This is a genomic window from Phycisphaerales bacterium (genome assembly GCA_040217175.1).
GTDB lineage: Bacteria > Planctomycetota > Phycisphaerae > Phycisphaerales > UBA1924 > JAHCJI01.
On sequence record JAVJNT010000002.1, the window covers coordinates 894,324 to 916,471 of the forward strand.

The 22,148-nt window shown below is 69.2% G+C and carries 19 protein-coding genes; 6 read left to right on the forward strand and 13 right to left on the reverse strand.

Translation table 11 applies throughout. The features are described 5' to 3' along the window. Position 1: 1 nt before the first annotated feature. Both RIA68_10990 and ileS read right to left on the reverse strand, forming a co-directional pair. Positions 2-742: a sensor histidine kinase gene (locus tag RIA68_10990; protein MEQ8317969.1), complete on the reverse strand. Its 741-nt coding sequence runs from the start codon at positions 740-742 to the stop codon at positions 2-4. 206 nt (positions 743-948) lie between these two features. Next, a complete protein-coding gene (gene ileS, locus RIA68_10995) occupies positions 949-3,906 on the reverse strand; it encodes an isoleucine--tRNA ligase (GenBank protein ID MEQ8317970.1) in 2,958 nt (985 codons plus the stop codon). Positions 3,907-4,234: 328 nt separating this feature from the next. On the opposite strand from ileS, the gene RIA68_11000 reads away from it, so the two are divergent. Continuing rightward, positions 4,235-6,604: a hypothetical protein gene (locus RIA68_11000; protein MEQ8317971.1), complete on the forward strand. Its 2,370-nt coding sequence runs from the start codon at positions 4,235-4,237 to the stop codon at positions 6,602-6,604. Next, positions 6,601-7,086 carry a hypothetical protein gene (locus RIA68_11005; protein MEQ8317972.1) on the forward strand — a complete coding sequence of 162 codons (486 nt, stop codon included), beginning with the start codon at positions 6,601-6,603 and terminating at the stop codon, positions 7,084-7,086. The genes RIA68_11000 and RIA68_11005 overlap by 4 nt, the downstream gene beginning before the upstream one ends. A gap of 1,008 nt (positions 7,087-8,094) precedes the next feature. Here the strand turns inward: RIA68_11005 and RIA68_11010 are convergent. After that, positions 8,095-8,655 carry an NADH-quinone oxidoreductase subunit C gene (locus tag RIA68_11010; GenBank protein MEQ8317973.1) on the reverse strand — a complete coding sequence of 187 codons (561 nt, stop codon included), beginning with the start codon at positions 8,653-8,655 and terminating at the stop codon, positions 8,095-8,097. 18 nt (positions 8,656-8,673) lie between these two features. Beyond that, the gene (locus RIA68_11015) at positions 8,674-9,387 is read right to left on the reverse strand and encodes a hypothetical protein (protein ID MEQ8317974.1); all 714 of its coding nucleotides are present in this window, start codon (positions 9,385-9,387) and stop codon (positions 8,674-8,676) included. Positions 9,388-9,519: 132 nt separating this feature from the next. On the opposite strand from RIA68_11015, the gene RIA68_11020 reads away from it, so the two are divergent. The 4 genes from RIA68_11020 (at position 9,520) to xerC (ending at position 13,559) form a co-directional block, all read left to right on the forward strand. Further along, entirely contained in the window at positions 9,520-9,792 is a 273-nt protein-coding gene (locus tag RIA68_11020) for a hypothetical protein (GenBank protein MEQ8317975.1), read from the forward strand. Positions 9,793-10,127: 335 nt separating this feature from the next. Next, a complete protein-coding gene (locus tag RIA68_11025) occupies positions 10,128-11,528 on the forward strand; it encodes a DPP IV N-terminal domain-containing protein (GenBank protein ID MEQ8317976.1) in 1,401 nt (466 codons plus the stop codon). Between the two features lie 89 nt (positions 11,529-11,617). Next, the gene (locus RIA68_11030; protein MEQ8317977.1) at positions 11,618-12,391 is read left to right on the forward strand and encodes a hypothetical protein; all 774 of its coding nucleotides are present in this window, start codon (positions 11,618-11,620) and stop codon (positions 12,389-12,391) included. A 166-nt stretch (positions 12,392-12,557) separates the two neighbouring features. Then, positions 12,558-13,559: a tyrosine recombinase XerC gene (xerC, locus tag RIA68_11035; GenBank protein ID MEQ8317978.1), complete on the forward strand. Its 1,002-nt coding sequence runs from the start codon at positions 12,558-12,560 to the stop codon at positions 13,557-13,559. 23 nt (positions 13,560-13,582) lie between these two features. Here xerC and glsA read toward each other — a convergent pair whose 3' ends face one another. The 9 genes from glsA to RIA68_11080 all read right to left on the reverse strand — a co-directional run bounded on the left by glsA (position 13,583) and on the right by RIA68_11080 (position 21,815). Next, a complete protein-coding gene (gene glsA, locus RIA68_11040) occupies positions 13,583-14,647 on the reverse strand; it encodes a glutaminase A (GenBank protein ID MEQ8317979.1) in 1,065 nt (354 codons plus the stop codon). A 13-nt stretch (positions 14,648-14,660) separates the two neighbouring features. Further along, positions 14,661-15,203 carry a hypothetical protein gene (locus RIA68_11045; GenBank protein MEQ8317980.1) on the reverse strand — a complete coding sequence of 181 codons (543 nt, stop codon included), beginning with the start codon at positions 15,201-15,203 and terminating at the stop codon, positions 14,661-14,663. A 26-nt stretch (positions 15,204-15,229) separates the two neighbouring features. Next, positions 15,230-16,408: an FtsX-like permease family protein gene (locus tag RIA68_11050; GenBank protein ID MEQ8317981.1), complete on the reverse strand. Its 1,179-nt coding sequence runs from the start codon at positions 16,406-16,408 to the stop codon at positions 15,230-15,232. A gap of 12 nt (positions 16,409-16,420) precedes the next feature. Continuing rightward, the gene (locus RIA68_11055) at positions 16,421-17,563 is read right to left on the reverse strand and encodes an FtsX-like permease family protein (GenBank protein ID MEQ8317982.1); all 1,143 of its coding nucleotides are present in this window, start codon (positions 17,561-17,563) and stop codon (positions 16,421-16,423) included. 5 nt (positions 17,564-17,568) lie between these two features. Then, on the reverse strand, positions 17,569-18,279 hold the full coding sequence (locus RIA68_11060; protein ID MEQ8317983.1) for an ABC transporter ATP-binding protein: 711 nt from the start codon (positions 18,277-18,279) through the stop codon (positions 17,569-17,571). After that, a complete protein-coding gene (locus RIA68_11065; protein ID MEQ8317984.1) occupies positions 18,276-19,790 on the reverse strand; it encodes an efflux RND transporter periplasmic adaptor subunit in 1,515 nt (504 codons plus the stop codon). Before RIA68_11065 ends, RIA68_11060 begins: the two co-directional genes overlap by 4 nt. 81 nt (positions 19,791-19,871) lie before the next feature. Beyond that, positions 19,872-20,246, reverse strand: coding sequence for a hypothetical protein (locus RIA68_11070; protein ID MEQ8317985.1), 375 nt, complete (start codon positions 20,244-20,246; stop codon positions 19,872-19,874). A 41-nt stretch (positions 20,247-20,287) separates the two neighbouring features. Further along, a complete protein-coding gene (locus tag RIA68_11075; protein MEQ8317986.1) occupies positions 20,288-20,980 on the reverse strand; it encodes an aminodeoxychorismate/anthranilate synthase component II in 693 nt (230 codons plus the stop codon). A gap of 34 nt (positions 20,981-21,014) precedes the next feature. Continuing rightward, positions 21,015-21,815 carry a DUF1444 family protein gene (locus RIA68_11080; protein ID MEQ8317987.1) on the reverse strand — a complete coding sequence of 267 codons (801 nt, stop codon included), beginning with the start codon at positions 21,813-21,815 and terminating at the stop codon, positions 21,015-21,017. Positions 21,816-22,148: the final 333 nt, after the last annotated feature.

The following is a 22,148-nucleotide window of genomic DNA, read 5'->3' on the forward strand; positions in this document are numbered from 1 at the left end:
GCTACCCGATGCTCTGGGCGCCGCGGTCCTGCGGCACGGGATAGCGGGCCCGCAGCACGGCGCCGCCCTCGCGGCTGGGCGTCAGCTCGAGCGTGCCGCCCATGTCGCGCGCCACCTCGGCGCTGATGGCAAGCCCGAGCCCGAAGCCCTTGCGCTTGCTCGTCACCCCCGGCTCGAACAGCTTGCCCGGCGAGAGCGAGAGATCAAGACCCGGCCCCGTGTCGCGGATCTCCAGAACGACCTGCGGTCCGTCGGCCTCGTCGTCCTCGATCCGCAGCGAGAGCGTGACCGTGCCCGGCTTGCCCGATCGGTCGACCGCCTCGATGGCGTTGCGCAGGCCGTTCAAGATCAGCGGATACACCGGCCCCGCCGCGATGGACTGCACGTCGGCCTCGAGCTGGCCCTCTAGGCGGGCCAGGGCTTCGCCTGCCGCCGGACCGACCACGGCCAACGCATGCTCGGCCGCCTCGGCCAGCGAGATCGGCTCCCCGCGGGCGATCGTCGGCGAGCCCGGCCCGCCCGGGGCTCCGCTCAGCGTGGCATGAAGGATGTCGCACATCCGCTCCATCGCCTGGTAGGCCGTGTTCACGTGCTGACGCACGCCGTCGAGCTCCTGCGCTGCCGACGCGGTCAGTTCTGCATCGAGCGACTGGCGCGCGAGCGCGAGCTGCCGCATCGACCCGTCCAGCAGGTTGTTCAGGTCGTGGGCCAGGCTCGTCAGCTTGTCGGCCACGGGGACCATGCCCGGCACGCTCGGCGAGGGCCGACCAGCCGCTCCGTCGCCCCGACCAGGGCCGTTGTTGTCTCGATGTTGCTCCATCGCATCGGTCATCGGCCCACATGCGGGCCCGGCTGTGTTGCTTCTGTGCAACACCTTCGGGCCAAGCATTCTCGGACGTTGAATACCGGCAACATCCCGACCACACGCGCAAAAAGTGCGCGTATCGCCTATGCGACGCCCAAGGCCTCGGCGTCGCGATCGCTCAGCATGCCGCCGTCGGATCGCTCCTTCACCGTGCCGTCGCGCTTCCACGACCGCTCGCACCGGACCTCGCTCCGCTTGTCGGCGACCGAGATCTCGCCCGAGCCGACCTCGACCTTGCTCACGCCCAGCAGGTCGGCCAGGTCCGTCGGCTCGAAGCCCCCGAGCAGGCCGTCCGGGCTGGGCAGCGTGACCCAGGCGTCCAACGGATTGTCGATGTCCATGCCGCCCTCGCTCGCCGAGCCGCGGGCGACCTCGATGGCCGCCAGCGCCTGGTCGCGCAGGTCCATGACCTTCGCCCAGCGGTCGTCGGCGGCGATGCCACTCGCGGGCAGGGCGGTCTCCAGGTGCACGCACGTCTCGACGTCGTCGGCCCCCACCCGGTGCAGGGCGCGGAACGCCTCGTCGGCCGTATGCGGCAGGATGGGTGCCAGCAGGCGGCACAGCCCGTCGGCGATGCGGTGCAGGGCCGTCTGCGTGCGCCGGCGGCGGGCGTTGCCCGCCTTATCGCAGTACAGCCGGTCCTTGATGGCCGCGAGGTACACCGCGCTCATCGTGTCGTTGCAGAAGGCGTACAGCTTCGCATGGGCCGTGCGGAACTCGTACTTCTCGTACGCCGCCAGCACGTCCTCGCTGAGCGCGTCGAACCGCGACAACGCCCACGCGTCGATGCTCGTCGGCTCGATGCCCGCCAGGTCGACCGCGTCGCCCGCCTCGAAGTCGCCGAGGTTGCCGAGCATGAACCGCAGCGTGTTGCGCACCTTGCGGTAGGCCTCGCCGGCGATGCCGAAGAACTCGTCGTCGACCTTGGCGTCGTTCTCGTAGCTGAGCGAGGCCACCCACCACCGCAGCACGTCGCAGCCGTACTTGGTGAACAGCGCCTCGATCGTGTCGCCCCGGCTCTTGCTGAGCTTCTGGCCGTCCTTGTCGACCATGAAGCCGTGCGTGACGACCGCCTTGTAGGGCGGCTTGCCCGTCGACCCAAGCGCACACGCCAGGCTCGACTGGAACCATCCGCGGTGCTGGTCGCTGCCCTCCAGGTACAGCTCGCTGGGGAACACGCCTTGGCGATGCCGCATCACGGCGTTCCACGTCGCGCCGCTCTCGAACCACACGTCGAGGATGTCCTCGCCCTTGCGCAGCTCGCTCTTGCTCAGGCCCTTCAGCTCGTCGGGCAGGTCGGCGTCGTCGGCCGGGTTCCAGTTCGCCAGCAGCTCGCCGGGACTCTCGGTAAACCACGCGTCGCTGCCGCGCTCGCCGAACACGCGCGCCATCTCGCGCACCAGGCTGGGCGTGAACACCGCCGTGCCGTCCTTCGCATGGAACGCCGGGATCGGCAACCCCCACGCCCGCTGGCGGCTGATGCACCAGTCGGGCCGGCTGTCGAGCATGCCCCGCAATCGGTTCCGCGCCCAGGCGGGGTGGAAGTCGACGCTCTGCGGATTGTCCGCGCCGACCCAGTGCAGCGAACGCTCGCGCAGGGACTTGGCCTCATCGCCATCGACGGTGAACTCGCCGTCGATGCTCACGAACCACTGCTCGGTGCTGCGGAAGATCACCGGCGTTTTGCTCCGCCAGTCGTGCGGGTAGCTGTGCATGAACTTCGAGCTATGGAACAGGTGCCCGCTGTCGCGCAGCCTGTCGGTGATGGCGTCGTTGGCCTTCCAGATGTGCTCGCCCGCGAGCCACTCGGGCGTCGTGTCGTCGTACGTGCCGTTGCCCTGCACCGGGCAGTAGATCGGCAACCCCACGCGCTTGCCCGTGTCGTAGTCCTCGGCGCCGTGGCCCGGCGCTGTGTGCACCAGGCCCGTGCCGTCCTCGAGCGTGACGTACTCGGCGTCGTAGATCGTCCAGCACGCGTCCTTGCACTCGGCGCCCTGGCCCTTGGGCGTAAATTCCAGGAATGGGTGGCGATACTTCAGGCCGACCAGCGACGAGCCGGTCGTCTTCGCCAGCACGTGCACGTCCTCGGCGTTGCCCATCTTGGCGACCGTCTCGAGCAGCGCCTCGGCGACGACCGTGAGATTGCCATCGATGCGCGCCAGCACGTACTCAAACTTCTTGCCCACCGCCACGGCCAGGTTCGCCGGCAGCGTCCAGGGCGTCGTCGTCCAGATCATGAAGCTGGGCATCTGGCCCGGCCGCTCGGCATCGGGGATGCCGAAGGCGTCGTAGACCTTCTCCTTGTCAGCCGCCTCGAAGTCGACGTAGATCGACGTGTCCTCGCGGTCCATGTACTCCAGCTCGGCCTCGGCCAACGCCGTCTCGTTGGCGATCGACCAGTGCACCGGCTTGAGGGCGCGATACACCAAGCCGCGCTCGCACAGGTCGGCCAGCACCTCGGTCACGGCCTTCTCGAACTCGGGCTGGATGGTCAGGTACGGGTTGTCGTAGTCGGCCATCGTGAGCAGGCGGATCATCTGCCCGCTCTGCAGCTCGACGTACTTCTTGGCATACTGCTCGCACTCGGCGCGCACGCGCGCTCGCCGCTCCCAGGCGTCGAGCCCGTCGAGATCCTTGATCTTCTTGCTCTTGACCAGCTCGCCCATCACCTTGTGCTCGATGGGCAGGCCGTGGCAGTCCCACCCCGGCACGAACGGGCAGTCCTTGCCCATGAGCGTCTGGCTGCGGACGACGAAGTCCTTGAGCGTCTTGTTGGTCAGGTGGCCCAGGTGGATCGAGCCGTTGGCGTAGGGCGGGCCGTCGTGGAAGGCAAAGTCGGGCGCGTCCTTCCGCCGCTCCCGCAGCTTCTGGTAGATGCCGGCCTTGCCCCACCGCTCGATGCTCGCCGGCTCGTTGTTCACCAGCCCCGCGCGCATCGGAAAGTCGGTCTGCGGCAGGTTCAGGCTCTGTCGGTATCGGTTCTTTTCCTGCTTGCGGTCGGGCTTCTTGTCTTGGTGCTGGGTCTTGGTCGTGTCCGGCATGGCGCTGACGCTCCGCGAAGGGCCGACGGCGATCGAGCAGACGCCCGGTCGGCGGTGAACGAGGCCCGGTGCTGGGCCGGGCCCGGTCTTGGGCTTGGATGGTACGGGTGCGGACCGGTCGGCCCGCGGCAAGGCGAGTGCGGCTCTGGCCCCTCAGCGGGGCGACGTAATTCGGCGCGCAGCCAGCATGCACCATCGTAGCAGCGGCCTGTCGCTTATGGCGGGCTGCTCGATCGTGCGTCGATACGGAAATCCGCCACCCCCCACCGCCGGGGGACCGCTATCTTTCGGACCCGCAGGTCCGCGTTTGGCATCGTCGAAGGAGCCCATGGCCGACCCCATCCGCCCATCCTTGCGCCCAGCCGCAGATGCGAGCGGCAGCGACGGCCCGAGCCTGGAGGCGCTCAGCGAGCTCGGCCGCTCCGAGGGACTCCGCAAGGTCCGGTGGCTGCCCGCCAGCCTCCGCGCCATGGCGCTCGGCGAGGCCCTGCCCTGGCTCGAGGGCAACGACCGCATGCGGGCGGCGGCATGGCTCGTCCGCAGGGCCGCGCACGGCGATCGACTCGCGGGCATCGCATCCCTCGCGACCAAGGCCGGCCACCTCGTCTTCGGCGGCACGAGCGTGCCGGCCAGCCAGGAGGCCCTCTTCCAGCTCACGCGGAATTGGCAGGCCCTGCCCGAGTCGCTCCGAGGCCGCGCCCTCGACGCCGCCGGGCCCGCCCGCTGGCTGCGGGCCCTCGACCGCGCTGCCCGCATGGACGACCCGCGGGCCCGGGCCTCGGCGGCCGAGCTGGCCGGGCTCGTCGGCGGTCGGCTGGGCTCGCTCCAGGCCCTCCGCTTGGCCGGCCCCATGCTGGCCGACGAGGACCGCGGCGTGGCGATGGCGGCCGAGCGAGCGCTCGTCCGCGCGACGGGCCGGGCCGCTGAGATCGACCTGGCCAGCCTGCACGCGCGCGAGGGCGACGCCGAGCCCGACCTCGGCGATCTGCCAGCGGAAGTTGCGACCGTCCAGGGCGTCGAGGAGGTCATCGCCCAGGCCGTCATCCACTTCGACGAGCACCGCCGCTTCGGCGTGCTGCTGGCCGCCCTCGCGATCTTGACCGAGGCCAGCGCCTCGGCCGGCCGTCGCGGCATCGGTTCGCCGCTGGCGAATTGGCTCGCCACCCGCCCAAGCAACGCCCGCGGCGGCAACGCCGGCGCCCACGGCGCGCTCCGCACCGTCCTGCGAAAGGCCGACCTCCCGCTCGCGCGCCAACGCGCGCTGTCGTGGATCGTCGTCGACCACCTGGCCCAGGCCGCCGGCGACCGCCTCAGCCGCGCGAACACGCCAGCCGAACACGAGGCGGTGCTGCACCGTGCGTTCCTGACGCGCCGGCGGCTGCGCGCCAGCCGCGTCGCGGGCATGCAGGCGCGGCCGCGCATGCGTCAGGCTGTTGGGCAGGCGGTCGGCGAGGTCGAGCCGAAGCAGCCCGACATCGACGCGTCGACCACGCCGCCCATCGACTGGCCCGAGGCCTGCCCCGTGCCGGGCGAGACGACCATCGAGCGGCTCGACGCCCGCGCCCGCGCTGGCCTGGCCGAATGGATGGCGGCGCTCCAGCTCGATCGCCAGGTCCGCGCGCGCGTGCTCACGCCCCGCCTGAACGACGACGACGCCCGCGTGCGGTACTCGCTCACGCGCTTCGCGCCGCCCACGATCATCGAAGACCTGGCCTACGACGCCGATGGCTCGGTCGCGCGGTCGGCGGTGCTCAACCTCAGCCGCCTGGGCGAGCCGCTCGAGGCCGTGCCCGCGGCGACGCAGCCCGTCGACGCCTGGATGGCCGCCCTCGACCGCCACCCCGACGAGGTCGTCCGCATGATCGGCCAGCAGGAGCTCGCCCGCGCCGGCAAGCGCGGCGCCGATGCCTTGGCCGCGTGCTCGGCCCGCGCCGCGCTCAAGCGCACCGATGCGCGCGGCAAGTGGCTCCTGGTGGCGCTCGAGTCCGAAGACCCCGCCCGGCAGATCGAGGCCATGACGCTCGCCCGCCGCCTGCGCCTGCCCGCGAAGCACGAGGGCGTGCGCGACGCGCTGCTCGCGGCAGTCATGATCGCCGGGCCCGCCAGCGGGCTGGCCGAAGACGACGAGCGCCAGCGCGTCGCGGCGTCGGCCGTCCGCGCGCTCTCGATCGCGCCCGGCCGCGAGGTCAGCAAGGCCATCGAGGCCGCGTGCCGCTACCCGGCCGCCCGCGTGCGCGCCAACGCGGTCGAGGCCATCGACGATCGCCGCCGCCGCGGATTGATCGAAGCGCCGGCCGACCGCTTCGTCGAGCTGACCGGCGACGAGCACCAGCGCGTGCGCGCCAACGCCGTGCGCGCCGGGCTCATCGGCGTCGAGCGCAAGCCCGACCGCGCCGCCCGGCAGGCCAGCGAGGCGGCCCTGCGCACCATGCTGGGCGACGAGCGGGCCGCCCACCGCGTGTCGGGTCTCTGGGTTGCCTCCCGCGTGCTGCGGCGCGGGCCCGAACTCTCGCTGGGCCGGCGCTGGACCGAGCTGGCCGCCGTCATCGCCGACATGGCGCGCCACGACGCCGACCCCGGCGCACGAGCGCGCGCGGCCGCGTGCCTGGGCAGCCTCGAAGCCGAAGCGCGCCAGCGATGGCAGCGCGGCGCGAGCCGCACCGGCAACGGCAAGCGTCAGAAGGGAGCGGTGGCATGAAGCGGTTGTGCGTCCTCATCGTGCTGCTGATCCCCACGCTGGCGCTCGCGCAAGAGAGCTACCGGCTCGGGCCCATCGAGATCATCAACGAAGGCGCCCCGACCGACGACGAGCCGGCGAGCGAGCCGCAGGCCGCCGGAAGCTGGGCCGACGCGCTCTCGCCCGCCATGAAGCTGGGCATCGTGATGGCGGCGGTAGGCGTGCCGATGGGCATCGTCGTGATCGGCCGCATATGGCGCGGCCAGCCCGAGTACGAGCGCGCCCTCATCCTGCTGAGCGTGGCCATGGGCCGGGGCCGCGGCTTCCGCCACCGCGTGCGCTCGCTCTCGGGCGCCCACGGACCGGGCCGCCGCCCGATCTCGCCCATCGCGATGCTGCTGGCCCCCCGCGCCTTTGACACGGCCCTCGACACCGCCACCCACGCCGAACGCGCCTACGGCGTCCCCCTCCGCCACGCCGTCCACGGCTTCCGCAAAAACTAGCTCAGCCGCAGCCGGCGTCGAAGGTTGTCTAGGCCGCTATCGCGGCGTGACCCAAAACTGCTAACGCTGCGCCATCGAGTCCTACGACGACACGACGGTGGGCTAGAACTGCCAGTCCAGCGTCGGTCCGGACGTCGGCCCCCGCCGGGGCGTGCCCGGGTGGGACATCGTGGCAGGTGGGGCGCTGGCGGTGGCAATCGCGCTGTTGGCGATCCTGTACCGGCTAGCTGGATTTCGCATTAGCCAACGCTGCTTCACGAACCTGTCGACAATTCAGCAAGAACTCTTGCCAATCCGCGAGGATTTGCTCGTCATCTTGTCTTGATCCACTAGGAACCCCTGAGGCTCCATGATTTTGTTTCGAGTGTTCTGCTGCGAATCGGTGTAGCTGCCTTGATACTTCGTCGTAGTAGCCTATCTGAGGAGCGAAATTGATCAGGTCTGATCGAAGATGTACTGAGCACTTGTTGCAGTACACCGGGGCTCCCTCAGGGCCATTAGCGGCAAGGTACCAGAATGTGCTTGCTGCGGCAATGGGTCGTTGACACCTGGAACAAGTCTTCAGGTCGTCAGAGCCTGTAGATGAGGTGAGCCTGATGACTGCTCGAGTGTCGTGTACTCGCTTCTGTTCTGTGCGTCGCACAGGAGGGCCCGGAGTGTCTATCCAAACTTGTCGAAGCGTAACGCTCGTTCCGATAGCTCCGCCGACCGCAATGAGTAGTCCAAACCCGGCAAGCAACTCATAGGGCCAATCTTGGTCCTTTGAGCCCGGTGGCCTCCTGGAGTGTGCAGACACTCGAGTTCCGTCAATTCGCGTGTAGCCACTCACCGAGATTGACTTTGGAGTCAACTGACTGTTTGCGAGAAGCTGCATGCTGCAGCCGCTTGCAGCTATAACAACACCTAGCAGCAGCGGTTTCCATTGCCCTCTGGATACGGCGGTATCCAATATCCGCTGAAGCAGCATACAAAATTGTAGCTAAGCTTGTTCAGCTATCAGCAACTTCCCTACGCATCGCTGCGATCGACGATCCGGTAGCTCTCGCGCTCGCCGCGCCCGCGCACCGGATAGTCCTTGCGCAGCGGGTGGGCGGGGTAGGCCTCCCACGTCAGGATGCGACGCAGGTCGGGGTGGCCCGTGAAGCGGATGCCGTACATGTCGAACACCTCGCGCTCGGGCCATTCGGCCCCGGGCCAGATGTCGGTGACGCTGTCGACCACGAGGGCCGGATCTTCTTCGATGCCGTCGGTCGGCAGCGAGGGGTCGACGTAGGTCTTCACGAAGAAGCGGTCCTCGCTCTGCGTGTTGATCATGTTGTAGATCACGCCGAAGCGGCCGGGCGTGTCGCCGGGGTAGTTCAGGTAGTCGGCCGCGGTGACCTCGGAGAGGAAGTCGTAGCCGCGGTCGTTCTTGAGGAACGCCAGGACGGCGTGCGCGTCCTTGGGCTCCACGATTAGCGACGACTGGCCGCGGAACTCCGTGCCGCTGAGCTTGGCGCCGGGGAAGGCGTCCTTGACGGCCTTGAAGTTCGGGTGGTCGAGCGTGGGCGTGCGGGGCTCGTCGGGCATGCTGGCTCCCTGCGGCGGTCAGGTGGTCGCGGACGCAGAGGGTAGGACGCCGGCCTCGCGCAGCAGGTCGAGCTGCGCGGGAACATCCTCGTCGTAGAGCGCGATCGGCCGCTCGAACGGGCCGTGGCCGCGCAGCACCGCCAGCAGGTCGTGGTAGTCGATCGAGCCGCGCGTCAGCGGCGCCGGCACGAGCAGGTCGTCGTGCTCGCCGTCGGCCTCGCCCAGCGCGGGCCGCTCGGCCCCGGTCAGCAGCACGGCCGCCACGCGCTCGTGATCGCCGAGCGCCTCGAGGATGCGGGTGAGGTGGTCCTGGGCGTCGCCCGCCATGCCGGCGGTCAGCATCGCGGCCGGCTCTAAGAAGATGCCCAGCGCCTCGGTCTCGAAGAGCCCCAGCACGCGGCGGACGCTCGGAGCGTCCGATATCACGTGCCGCACGTGCGGCCGCAGCAGCAGCCGGGCGCCGGCGGCCTCGAAATTCGGCAGCAGGTCGGTGAGCCGGGCCTCGAGCGTCTCCCAGCCGGTGGCCGTCCAGGTGCGCGGGTCGTGGTGGAAGACGCCCGACTCGGGCCGCGCGTCGTCGTCGAACCAGCCGGACCAGGCGATCAGTGTTTGGTTGGGTTGGGGCTCGACGGCGTCGGAAAAAATGTTGCCGAGCCAGACGGGCCAGTCGGGCTCAGCACCTTGTGAGCCGACCGACCACGCACCACCAGACCTTGGGCCGAAGAGCAGCATGACCGAGTTTATGCGCTCGTCAGGGGCCTTCGCACGTCCGGAAAATGTCAATCGGCGGCTCTGCAAGGGCCGAAACTGCGGCACCCCGGGCCGGCTCGTCGTGCGGCTCGGGGGAACATCGGAGAAGACACGATGCGCGACCTGGCTGCGATGCCCGAGTCGTGCGAGATGGCGGAGATCCACTCGCCTGGCCCTACAACGCGATTGACCCGGGAGCAGGTCGTCGATCGCATCATCACCATCAACCGATCCGCCTCGCCCGCCTTCCTCGAGAGATTCGCCGAACCGCAGCTCCGCCACTACCTGGACCACCTGACCCACACCGACGAACGCCGCAACGTGCCCTGGGTCCGCCGCGGCGAGACTCCGGCGATCGTGGGCCGATCGGCCGACGGCCACGCCTGAGCCAGGGCCGAGAACCACCCCCGGAACGCGAGCCGTGATGCAAGGCCCGACGCAAGAGCGTCGGGCCTTTTCGCATGCGCGTGCGGCCCATAACCCGGTGCGATCTTGCGAAGGCGGTCGTTTCTGGTCCGTTTTCCGGAGTCGGGCTTCAGGCGGGGGTGTGGCGGGCCGAAACAACCGGCATGGGTGGCGCGACCGGACGCCGTTGTCCGGATCGATCACCCGCGAGAGTTGCCCGTTGCGGCGTGGTTCGCAGCGGCGAGTGCAGCGGGGGCCGCGGTTGGCCCGCCGATCCGCCTTCACGGCACCGTGAACCAGGGATGGAGACCCGAACGATGATGAACAGCAGCATGAACTCGACCGTCCTGGCCGCCGCACTGATCGCGGTTGCCGGCCTTGCCACCGCGTGCACGACCAGCTCGGGCACGGGCGTGGCGAGCGGTCCCGTGATCCGTACGAGCGAGCAGCAGGTCGGCGCACAGACGACGCCCACCAGCACGTATCGCACGCCGGTTGCCAGCAACAACTACGACCGCAACCGGTCGCCCTCGACCAGCTCGCCGATCGATCCGTACTCCATCGGCCTGACCGCCGATAGCTCGCAGGGCTTCCAGCGCACCGGCGTGGCCCCGCAGTCGGGCGAGCGCCTGAGCCTGAGCCCCAAGACCCCCGCGCAGTTCCAGCCCACCGACGCGGTGCATGGCTTCTACGGCGAGGTCTTCACCGACAACGCCGGCCTCGTGCCGCTCGACCCCGACCGAATCGGCGGCAACAACCTCTCGCAGGTGAGCTTCAGCGTCGAGGGCGCCGACTTCGACCCCGACGTGTCGCCCGACGGCCGCTACATCACCTTCGCCAGCACGCAGCACAGCCTGACCAGCGACATCTTCATCAAGCCGGTCGACAGCCGCGTCATCACGCGCCTGACCAAGAGCGAGGGCAACGACGTGATGCCCAAGTTCAGCCCCGACGGCCAGCGCGTCGCGTTCTCGAGCAACCGCTCGGGCAACTGGGACCTGTTCGTCATGCCCACCACCGGCGGCAAGGCCGTGCAGATCACCACCGAGAGCAGCCACGAGCTGCACCCGACCTGGTCGCCCGACGGCAAGTACCTTGCCTTCAGCCGCCTGGGCGAGGTCAGCGGCAAGTGGGAGATCTGGGTGACCGAAGTGGGCAACCCGGGCGTCAGCAAGTTCCTGACCTACGGCCTGTTCCCGCAGTGGTCGCCCGTCACGGGCAACAGCGCCACCGGCAATGGCGAGCGCATCCTGTTCCAGCAGAGCAAGCAGCGCGGCGACCGCGCCTTCACCGTCTGGAGCCTGGACTTCAACGGCATGACCGCCAGCAACCTGACCCAGGTCGCCTCGAGCCCCTACGCCGCGTGCATCAACCCGGCTTGGAGCCGCGACGGCAAGTGGATCAGCTTCGCGACCGTTCCCAACCCCACCCAGTGGGCCAAGATGGACGAGACCCGTCCGACCTCGGCCCAGCTCTGGATGGTCGCCAACGACGGCACCTCGCTGGTCGAGTTGACCGACGACAACGCCGTCAACCTGATGCCCGCCTGGGGCCCGGCCAACGAGATCTTCTACATCTCCGACCGCGGCGGCGTGGACAACATCTGGTCGATGAGCGCCAACAACGCCATCCTGGCGGCCACCGGCATCGATCCGGACATCAACAACCCCTCCGGCCAGGGCCCGTCGTACACCGGCGTCCCGGACGGCGGCAACTAAGTTGAATCCCTAATCTCCGTCCCTTGCAACGCCCGGTAACTCCGGGCGTTGTCTTTTGGTGCAACAATACAGGCATGAAGCCATGGGGCGTGAGTCGTGCCGTCCTGCTGCTGTCGCTGGCCATTGCGCTTGCCGGGCTGCTTGTCGGTTGCGCCAAGCCCGACCCGCTGCGGCCGCCACAGCAGCTCATATCGCCGTACGCCAGCACGCCGGCCGAGCCGGTGTGGGCGGTCGTGCCCTTGCGCAACGAGAGCGGCACGACGGCGGTGGATCGCCTGGCCGTCAGCGACACGCTGGTGGCGACCATCACCCAGGCGCGGGGGCTGCGGGCCCTGCCGCTCAATCGCACGCTCGACGCCATGGCGAGCCTCGACATGGCCTTTCCCGAGACGCCGGCCGACCTCGATCGGCTGGCCCGGGCGGTCGGCGCCGACGGCGTGGTCGTCGGCAGCATCACCGCGTACGACCCATACGAGCCGATCATGGGCATCGCACTCGGGCTGTACGCGAGGCCCGGCGCGCTGGCCAATCGCGGCTCGGGCGAGATCGAGATCGACCCGCGCAACCTCCGCGACGAGCCGACCGAGTACGACTACTTCGGCACCCAGAGCCTGGAAGGCCGCGGCCCGGCCAGCTCGGTCATGCTGGTGCTCGACGGCCGCGACGACGACGTGAAGATGCGCGTTCGGCGGTACGCCGACGGTCGCCAACAGGCCGTGTCGTCGCTGCGCTGGGAGCGGTACCTGCGGAGCATGCCCGCGTACGAGCGGTTCGTGACGTTCGAGGCGGTGGGCCTGCTGCTCCAGCGCGAGTGGGTTCGCCTCGGCCGCCAGCGGGTTACGAATGGATCGGAACCAGGGTAATTACGGGATTTCACGTACCTCAGAGGCGAAAAAAGTGGTCCAGAAAAGACCAAGGGAAAGAAACCCGCCTTTTGAACTGGCCGATATCTCAGGAGTCGGGCGTGCGAGTCGGACCTCGCGATGACGCCGACAGGGCCCGCGTTGGGCCCCGCGAAGGAGTGCAGACATGACGGCATTGCCGCTCACCGAAGCCTTTAGCACCTACCTGACCGATGAGCGTCAGTTCAGCCCGTACACCGCCCGGTGCTATGGCGCAGACCTGAAGCAGTTCATCGAGTTCCTGGTCGAGCACCTCAAGCGCGACATCGACACGCCGGCCGAGCAGGCCGCGTACGACCAGCGCCTGGCGGGCCAGAAGGGCCCCGGCCCGACGCTGACCGACGCCATCTGCGAGGCCGACAGCGAGCTCATCCGCAAGTTCCTCGAGCACCTGGACGCCCACCACTACTCGGCCGCCACGCTGGCGCGCAAGATCGCCACGCTTCGGTCGTTCTTCAAGTGGGCCGTGCGAGGCAAGGTCGCCAGCAGCAACCCGATGGTCCAGATCCGCACGCCGCGGCAGACCAAGCGGTTGCCCAAGGCCATCACGATCGAGCAGGTCGAGCAGCTCCTCAGCGCCCCCGACGAGAAGGACGTGCTGGGCACGCGCGACCGCGCCATCCTGCAGACGTTGTACTCCACCGGCCTGCGCGTGAGCGAGCTGGTGGGCCTGACCTTCGCCGACGTCGACTTCGAGCAGCGCGTGCTCCGCGTCAAGGGCAAGGGCAACAAGGAACGCCTCGTGCCGCTGGGCGAGCGCGCCATGGAGACCATGGGCCGCTACGTCGAGCGCCTGCGCACTGACCCGCGCTTCGGCGGCGTGCTCAAGGGCGAGGCCGACAAGACCCCGCTGTTCATCAACAAGCACGGCAAGCGCCTGAGCAGCCGCTCGGTCCGCCGCAAGCTCGACAAGTACCTCAGCATGGTGGGGCTCGATTCCTCGATCAGCCCGCACACGCTGCGGCACACGTTCGCCACTCACTTGCTGGACAACGGGGCCGACCTTCGCGCCGTGCAGGCGCTCCTGGGCCACCAGTCGCTGAGCACCACCCAGGTGTATACGCACCTGAGCGGCCAGCGCCTCCGCGAGAGCTACGACAAGGCCCATCCGCGGGCCGAGGCGAGCTGAGCGGCCTCCCGGCCCATCGCTGACTACTCGGTGAGTTCTGGCGCACGCCCGCGATCGGGCGTGTATGCCGTTGGGCTCTCTTGGAGCGCGTGCGTTGCGGGCTGCGCTTCGGGCGCGCGGCGATCAAACAACGCATTGATGCCATCACGACCGCGACGATCGACCTCGAACAGGTGCAAGCCGAACTCGTGGGAGAGGTCCTCGAACACGCGCAAACCGCGCACGCTGTGGCCGTGGTGGTCGACCCTGGGCGAGTAGCAGGCCAGGCCCAGCCGCCCCGGCACGACGGCGCAGATCGCGCCCGAGATGCCGCTCTTGGCCGGCAGACCGACCGTGTAGGCCCACTGGCCCGAATAGTCGTACATGCCGCAGGTCTGCATGACGGTCAGCACGTCGCGCACGTACGCGGCGTCCAACGCCCGCTCGCCCGTGATGGGGTTGACGCCGCCGTTGGCCAGCGTGCCGGCCATGACGGCCAGGTCCTTGCAGGTGACCTGGATGGCGCACTGCTGGAAGTAGAGGTCGAGGATGGCGTCGACGTCGCCCTCGATCATGCCGAAGTGCAGCATGAGGTAGGCGATGGCGCGGTTGCGGTTGCCATGCGTCCGCTCGCTCGTGAAGACGGGCAGGTCGACGCTGAGCTTGCGGCCCGCGAATCGGTTGAAGCTATCGAGGAGCTGCTTGACGCTGGCCGTCGCGTCCATCTCGCGGAGCAGGCTGGTGACGGCGATGGCGCCGCTGTTGACGCAGGGATTGTGCGGGCGATTGGCCGCGTCGAGCTTGATGATCGAGTTGAACGCGTCGCCCGTGGGCTCGACGCCCACGCGGCTGAGCACCATGCTCCGGCCGTGCAGGCCCAGGGCATGGCCGTACGTGAACGGCTTGGACGCGGACTGGATGGTGAAGTTCGTGTCGCAATCACCGACGGCGCACACGTTGCCGTCGGTGGTTGCGACCGAGATCGAAAAGAGCGAGGGATCGACGTTGGCAAGCTCAGGGATGTAGTCGGCAAGCTCGCCCTCGTCGAGGCCGGCGTACCGCGCGTGCAACTCGCTCAGGGCGTTGGTGATCTTCTGCGCGTCGGACATGGAGCATTATGGCCTACTGGGCCACGCGGTGCAGCCCCGTCGCGCGGATGGTCAGGACGTCGGGCGTCGGCCGAGCGGCGACGGTGCCTACGACGACGACCTCGTCCATCGGCGAGATGCCCTGGCCCGAGAGGTCGAACTCGAGCGCGTTGCCCTCGGCGTCGACGAGCTGCACCGTGGCGCTGTTGGCCTGCACGTCTTCGGGCATCGCGCAGCAGTAGTCCCACGGCGTCTTGCAGTGGTCGTCGTCGCTCACGCACACGTTCTCCAGGCCCGGATCGACCATGACGAAGAAGGCCGAGTCCTCGCCCATCGCGTCCACGCGGCCGCCGATGATGCCGCGGACGGTGACGACGTCGCCCTCGGCGGCGGCGTCCTTGACGGCCTTCACGCCCTGCGCGTCGGCGGGCATCGACGCGAGGCGCCACTCGGCGCTGACTGGCGCGCTGCCGGTGGTCGACCCGCCGCCCTCGGTCGAGGACGACTCGTTGCACGCGGCAAGGGCGAGGCAGAGGCCGGCGATGGAAACGACTGCGATGGAACGGTGCATGGTCATGGGGAGGCTCCTTTCGGTGATGGTACTCAGTGCATCTTGAGGGCTTGGGGAATCGGCAGGCGCAGGCAGCGGATCGCGGGCGGAACGGCGCCCACGAGCCCCACCAGCACGCCGCCGGCGATGCCCGCCAGCATGACGGGCGCATCGAGCGTGAGCGCGAACGCGCCCATCGAGAACTTGACGGCCAACCCATCGAGCAGCAGCAGGCCCAGGATGGCCCCGATGATCGTGCCGATGGCGGCGGCGAAGAGCGACTCCTCGCTCAGGCTGGTGACGATGGCGGCGCGCGTGTAGCCGAGGGATTGCAGCGTGCCGATCTCGCGTACGCGCGCGGCGAACGACGCGTACATGGTGTTCAATCCGCCGAGCAGGCCGCCAAGCGCGATGAGCGACGCCGTCACGATGACCATGATGCGGATGGGCCGGTAGAACGCGGCGATCGACGCGTAGTAGTCGGCCTCGCGCATGGCGGTGATCTCCAGGTCGAGCCGGCTCTTGGCGAAGATGTCGACGTCGGAGAACCGCGCCGTATCGAGGCTGACCACCACCGCCGAGATCGTCGCCTCGCGCTTGGTGGCGATCTGCAGGTCGATGATGGGCATCCAGATCTCCGCGTCCATCACGGTGTTGGGCGCGCGGAAGCGGCCGACGATGGCCCAGTCGCGGTTGTCGAAGCGAAGCGTGCTGCCGACGGCCAGTCGCTCGTCGGGCAGGCCCAGCCGCGTCGCGGCCAGCGAGCCGACGATGATCTCGTCCTGCCCCGCCCTGGGCTGGCGGCCCTCGACGATCTCGACCTCGCTGTGCACGAGGAACGCGACGGGCCGCACGCCGCGGATGACGGCCTGGCGGGGCGTGGTGTCGCTGGCGTCGGCGTTCACGGGCAGGGCGATGTTGATTTCGGGCGAGGCGTAGACCACCCCGCCGCGCTCGACCAGCCCCGGGATGCTGGCGATGGCCTGCCCCGTGGTCGAGGCGTCGATCTGGCTGCGCTCCAGTGCCTCCTCGCTGCCGGTGCTCATGATGATGACGTTCTCGTGCAGGCCCTTGCCCTGGGTGAGCGTGAGCTGCATGCCGCGCACGAAGCCGGCGGCCGACAGCACGAGCAGCACCACCAGCGTGGCGCCGACGACGCTGGCGAGCATGCGCACCCGGCTGCGGCCGAGGTTGCGGTAGGCGTATTCGAAGGGGAGCTGTCGGAGCTTCATCGGCTTCCTCTCTCACACGGCCCGGAAGCACGAGGCGATCTCGCGGCGTGACGCCTGCCACGCCGGCACGAGTCCCGCGAGGACGCCCAGCGTGACGCACACGGCAACGCCGGTCGCGAGCAATTGCCAGCTCGCGGTGATGGGGATCGACTGCCCCTCGACCGACAGCGCAAAGCTGCCGAAGCGCGCGACGAGCAGCGCGACCGCCGCACCCAGAGCGCCGCCCAGCAGCGAGATCAGCACGCCCTCGGCCACGATGAGCAGCGCTACCAGCCGGCCGTTGAAGCCCAGCGTCTGCAGCACCGCATGCTCGGCGATGCGGCTCTGCACGCTCAGCACGATGGCGTTGCCCACCAGCGCGAGCACGGCGATAAGAGCGCCAATACCGAGCCAGTTCGCAAAGCCCACCAGCTCGACGATGTCGTCGGCGATGCGCGCGACGAAGGCCTTCTCGCCGAACGTCTGCGTGGGGTCCTGGGCCCGGCGGAACTCGTCGTCGATGGCCTCGGCCACCGGATCGAGCAGGCTCGCGTCCTCGACCTTCACGTTGAATTGCGTGACGATGCCGAGCTGGTCTCGCCCGGCGAGCTGCACGAACTCAAGCGCGGTGTAGGCGACGTTGTGGTCCTGGGGGTCCTCCGAGCGGATGACGCCGGCGACGTAGGCGGTGATGCCCGCGGCGTCGAAGGTGATCCCGGCCCGCAGGTTGCGACGCTTTGCCAGCGTCTCGCCAACCAGGGCGGCGTCGGTCCGCTTCTTCCAGTCCTCCAGGCTTCCATCGATCACCTCGAAGCGCTTGCCGCGCTCGCGGATGAAGTCGTCCTTGGGCACGCCCCGGTAGGTCACGACGTCCAGGCTGGTGCGACAGTTGCTCACGACGACCTTCATCGGGATGGCGGCGACCACGCCGGGCACCTGCTCGATGCGGCGCTGGTAGTCCTGTGGCAATTGGCTCGTCACCGGGCAGAAGCGGTCCTTGCGGTAGACCACCAACGTGGTGTCGTTGGCCGTCGCGGTGGTGGCGGCCTCCACGCCCGTGCGCATCGCCTGCACGGCGGTGAACAGGAACATGGCGATCGCGATGCCCGCGAGCGTGAGGCCCGAGCGCACGCGGTGGCGCCAGGCCTGCTTGGCGACGTAGGGGATGAACTTCATCGGGTTCACGCCATCACCTCCGCGCATGCGTCGTGGTTGGCCTGGTCGTGGGCCAGCTTGCCCTTGTCCAGGTGCAGCGTGCGCGTGGCATACTCGGTCGTGCCGGGGTCGTGGGTCACCATCACGATGGTCTTGCCCTGCTCCTGGTTCAGGCGGCTGAGCAGTTCCATGATGGCCCTGGCCGAGGGCTTGTCGAGGTCGCCCGTGGGCTCGTCGGCCACGAGGATCGTCGGATTGGTCACGATCGCGCGGGCGATGGCGACGCGCTGCTCTTGGCCGCCCGAGAGCTGCCGGGGGAAGTGGTCGCTGCGATCGGCGATGCCAACGTCTTCGAGCGCACGGCGGACGCGATCGCGCCGCTCGGCCCGCGACAGCTTGTGCAGCAGCAGCGGCAGCTCGACGTTCTCGAAGGCCGTCAGCACGGGCACGAGGTTGTACAGCTGGAAGACGTAGCCCACGTTGTCGCTGCGCCAGGCGGCCAGCTTGTTGCGGCTGAGGTCGGCGATGTTGACGCCATCGATGATGAGCTTGCCGCGCGTGGGCTTGTCGATGCCCGCGATGAGGTTGAGCAGCGTGGTCTTGCCGCTGCCGCTGGGGCCCATGAGCGCGACGAACTCGCCGGCCGGCACGTCGAGGTCGAGCGTATCCAGCGGGCGGATGATCTCGTCGCCCTTCTTGAACTCGCGCGTGAGTTGTTCGCACTTGATCAGCGTCATGGCGTGCCGTCCTTGCTTTGTGGAGCGATGCGCACGCGGGCGCCGTCGTCGAGGTTGGTGGTGTCCAGGGCCAGCAAGTCGCCCGATCGCAGGGCGCCGCGGACGCGGGCATACTCGCCCAGGTCTTCGAGCACCTCGACGCCCTGGGCGAAGGCCTTGCCCGTGTCGCCGCGGCGGTTGCGCACGACCCAGACATGGCCATCGTCGATGGCGTCGCTCGGCACGAGCATGGAAGCGTCGCCAAGCTCGGGCGCGTCCTCCTGGCCTCCGCCGCGGGGCAGGAACTTCACGCGCGTCAGCATCTCGGGGCGGAGCAACGGCGAAGGATCGATCACGCGCACCTTGGCCTGCAGCGTGTTCTTCTGCAGGTCGGCCTCGTACGTGACGCGGTCGACTACGCCCTCGAAGGTCTGGTCGGGCAGCACCTCGACGTTCACTTCGCAGCGCTGGCCTACGAACATGTGCCGGGCGTCGGCCAGTGGCACGTCGACACGCACCTGCAGCTGCTCCGGGTCGTACAGGTGCACGACGTGGGCCGAGTGCGGATCGTCCATGCCCAGCATGATCTTGTCGCCGGGGACCTTCAGGCGGCGCTGGACGGCCCCGGTGATGGGCGCGGTGATGGTCAGCCGATCGACGCGGAGCTGCGCCTCTTCGAGCCGGGCCTGCGCCATCTGAACGGCGGCCTCGGCTCGAAGGGCGTTCGCACGCGCGAGGTCGAGGTTCTGCGTCTCCATGATGCGCAGTTCGGCGTTTCGCTCGGCGGCGGTCACCTCGGCCTGCAGGCGATCTCGCTGGGCTTCCAGGATCGCTTGCCGCCGGCGGGTCGCCTCGAGCGTGGCGTCCTGCCCCGCCACGCGCTGGGTCAGCACGATGACCTCCAGCTCGTTGGCCGCCCCGCCGCGCTCGGCCCGGCTGGCACGCTCGAGCTCGGCCTGGATCTGCTCGAGCATCGCCCGCTCGGCCTCGATGAGCGACGGGAGCTGCGCGAGCTGGGCCCGCGTCTCGGCGAGCTGCGCGTTGGTCGCCGCAACGGCCCGCTCGCGATCGACCGGGTTGGCCCAGTCGGTCTCGGCGGCGCGGAGGTTGGCCCGGGCCACCTCGTGCTCGGCCTGCGCACTCGCCAGGTCGGCCCCCGCCGCAGCCAGCGCGATGCGGGCATCGTCGGGCACGAGGCGGGCCAGCGGCTGGCCTTGCTCGACGGTCTGGCCTTCCAGGACGAGCATCTCGGCGATAACGCCGTCGGTTAACGCGGTCGCGGCGGTGAAGTACGGCGCCGCCTCGAGCCAGCCGGGCGCCTGGATGGCCTGGCCGGCCGGCTGTCGCTCGCCTTGCTCGGGCTGGGGCTCGGTCGCCGACGCCTCGAACACGACGGGCGCGACGCGCACCGGCGTGGCGGGCGTGAAGCTGTCGCCGGCCGTCCAGAAGACGATGCCTGCGAGCACGAAGGCGACGCCCGCGGCGACGGCCGTCGAGGGCGGGATGCGCCCAAAGAGGGACTTGGAACTCATGGCGGACTCTCCGCGGCTGAACGATGCGCATAGACCATCGCGCGACCACCATCGGCGGGCGCGCAACGCGGGTGCGGACGTTCAGGATTGCGGAGGACGCAGCAGCGAGAAGTGAGGCTCGATCGCGTGGCTCTCGGGTTCGAGCCCGGTGAATGCATCGGGCTGCGGATCGGGCAGGTCGAGGCTCGTGGCCGGCCGATTGAATTGCACGGGCTGGCCCATCACCGAGCAGGTGATGCACGAGTCGCAGTCGCTCGGGCACTCGCCCGGCGTGTTGTCATTGGTGTCCTGCTCGGCAGGAGCGTCCGACTGGCAGCACGCATCGGTTGTTTCAACGTCGACCTGCGCTGCGGCCTCCGTGCAGCAGCAGTCGCCGCTGGCCGCCCACGAAGACGCGGGCCCGGCCAATGCAATGGCCAGGGACACCAACAGCGCGATGAGGCGGATGGGCGCCACCACGGGGAGTATACCTCAGGAACTCAAGAATGTTCCTGAGATCATGAGATCGATGCGGTGCCGCGGGCTTCCCGATGACGAGCAACCATTCCCAGGAAGTTGCCCAGCATCGCGTGCCCCTGGGGCGTCAGATAACTCTCCGGGTGGAACTGCACGCCCTCGAGCGGGGCCTTGCTCGCGTCGGCCCAGATCCGACGCAGGCCCATGATCACGCGGCGGTGGTCGCCGCCTTCGAGCGTCTCGTCGGTCCACGCGGTAATCGCCCACGCGTCGGCACCATCGAGCGAGGCTCGGTCGTCACGCCGGGACACGACCAGCGAGTGGTACCGCGCTGCCTCGAAGGGGCTGGGCACGCCCGCGAACATGCCCGCGCCGTCGTGGTGCACAGGGCTGGTCCGGCCGTGCACGGGGATGGCATGGCGCTCGACGATCATGCCCGCCATTTGCGCCATCACCTGGCAGCCCAGGCACACGCCCAGCACGGGCACGGTTCCCGCGAACCGCTCGATGACCGCCGCCGACACGCCAGCTTCTGCCGGCGTGCACGGGCCGGGACTGATGACCACGCCCGTCGGTTCGAGTGCCACTGCCTGGTCGGCGGTGATCTCGTCGTTGCGAGCGACCACGAGCCCTTCGCCCGGCGCGAGGGTCTCGCCGCGCGCACCGGCGACCTCGCCCAGTCGTTGGACGAGGTTCCAGGTGAACGAGTCGTAGTTATCGATGAGCAGGATCAAGGCCCAAGGGTAGTGGACCCGCGGGCACGATCGATCACGCGGCCTTCGACTCTCCCGTTCCCGCCACGCCGTCGCGCGTCACGTAGAAGAGCTGGTCGGTGATGGGGTAGGGCAGCCGTTCGTAGTCCTGGCGGACGCGGTCCTGGATGCGCTGGACGAACTCGCCCGGCTCGCGCGAGAGGGCCACGAACATGTCGCGCGCGGGGATGGCCACCAGGAAGTCGCCGCCCAGCGACGGGGCCAGGCGGTGGTAGAGCTTGCCCAGCAGCAGGCGGGCGGCGTCGTAGCCGTCCTGCTCGGCCAGGATGGCCGCCATGCCACCCTCGCGGCTCTCGACGAGCTGCACGTCCATCTCGGGCGCGTACAGGTCGAGGTTCTCGCGGGCGATGTCCTCCAGCTCGTCGATGTCTACGCCCCATTGGACGAGCTGCTCGGTCGTGATGCTCACGGTCATCTGCGGAAGGTCGAGCACGTAGACCACCACGGCGCCGTTCACGAACGGCGTATGGGCCACCAGCCGGCGGCTGAGGCTCTCGAAGATGCTCTCGGGCTGGATGCGCGGCATGATCCGCGGCTTGGCGATGTCGAAGCTCATCGCGTTGACGTACATGAGGTCGCCCGCGAAGAGCTGCTCGAGGTAGTGCTCGACGATCTCCACGCCCCGCTGGGGGTCGTGGCTGACGATGCGGAAGAGGTTGATCAGGTCCAGCCGGCGGCCGGCGATGACCAGCTCGTCCTCGCGGATCGAGTCGATGGTCAGCTCGGGCTGGAGGCGGCGCAGGATCTGGGCCACCTCCTGGCTGAACTCGTTCGGATTGTCTGGCATCATCGTCATTCCCCCCGCATCCCTCGCTGCATCAGCCTTCGGATGGGACAAGATCAGCGCCACCGACACCGACCGGCGACCCGATCCACCAATCGGGTGGCCGTCCGCCCGGCAGAAGCCGCACGCCCGCCATGCGTCGTCTGCGACGCGCTCCGAGCCCCCCGCGCGGCGCAACCCCTACAGCCCGATGCCCGAGAACCGGGGGTGGCCGGGGAAGGGACCGGCGGGGCGTGCCGGGACCGGTCCTGACGGGGCGCCCCGGCCGGCTTGACCCCCGACCGGGCCCCGATTGCCCCAGGGGGCCGCCTGCGGGTAGAATCGCGCCACCCGAACGGTTCTCGG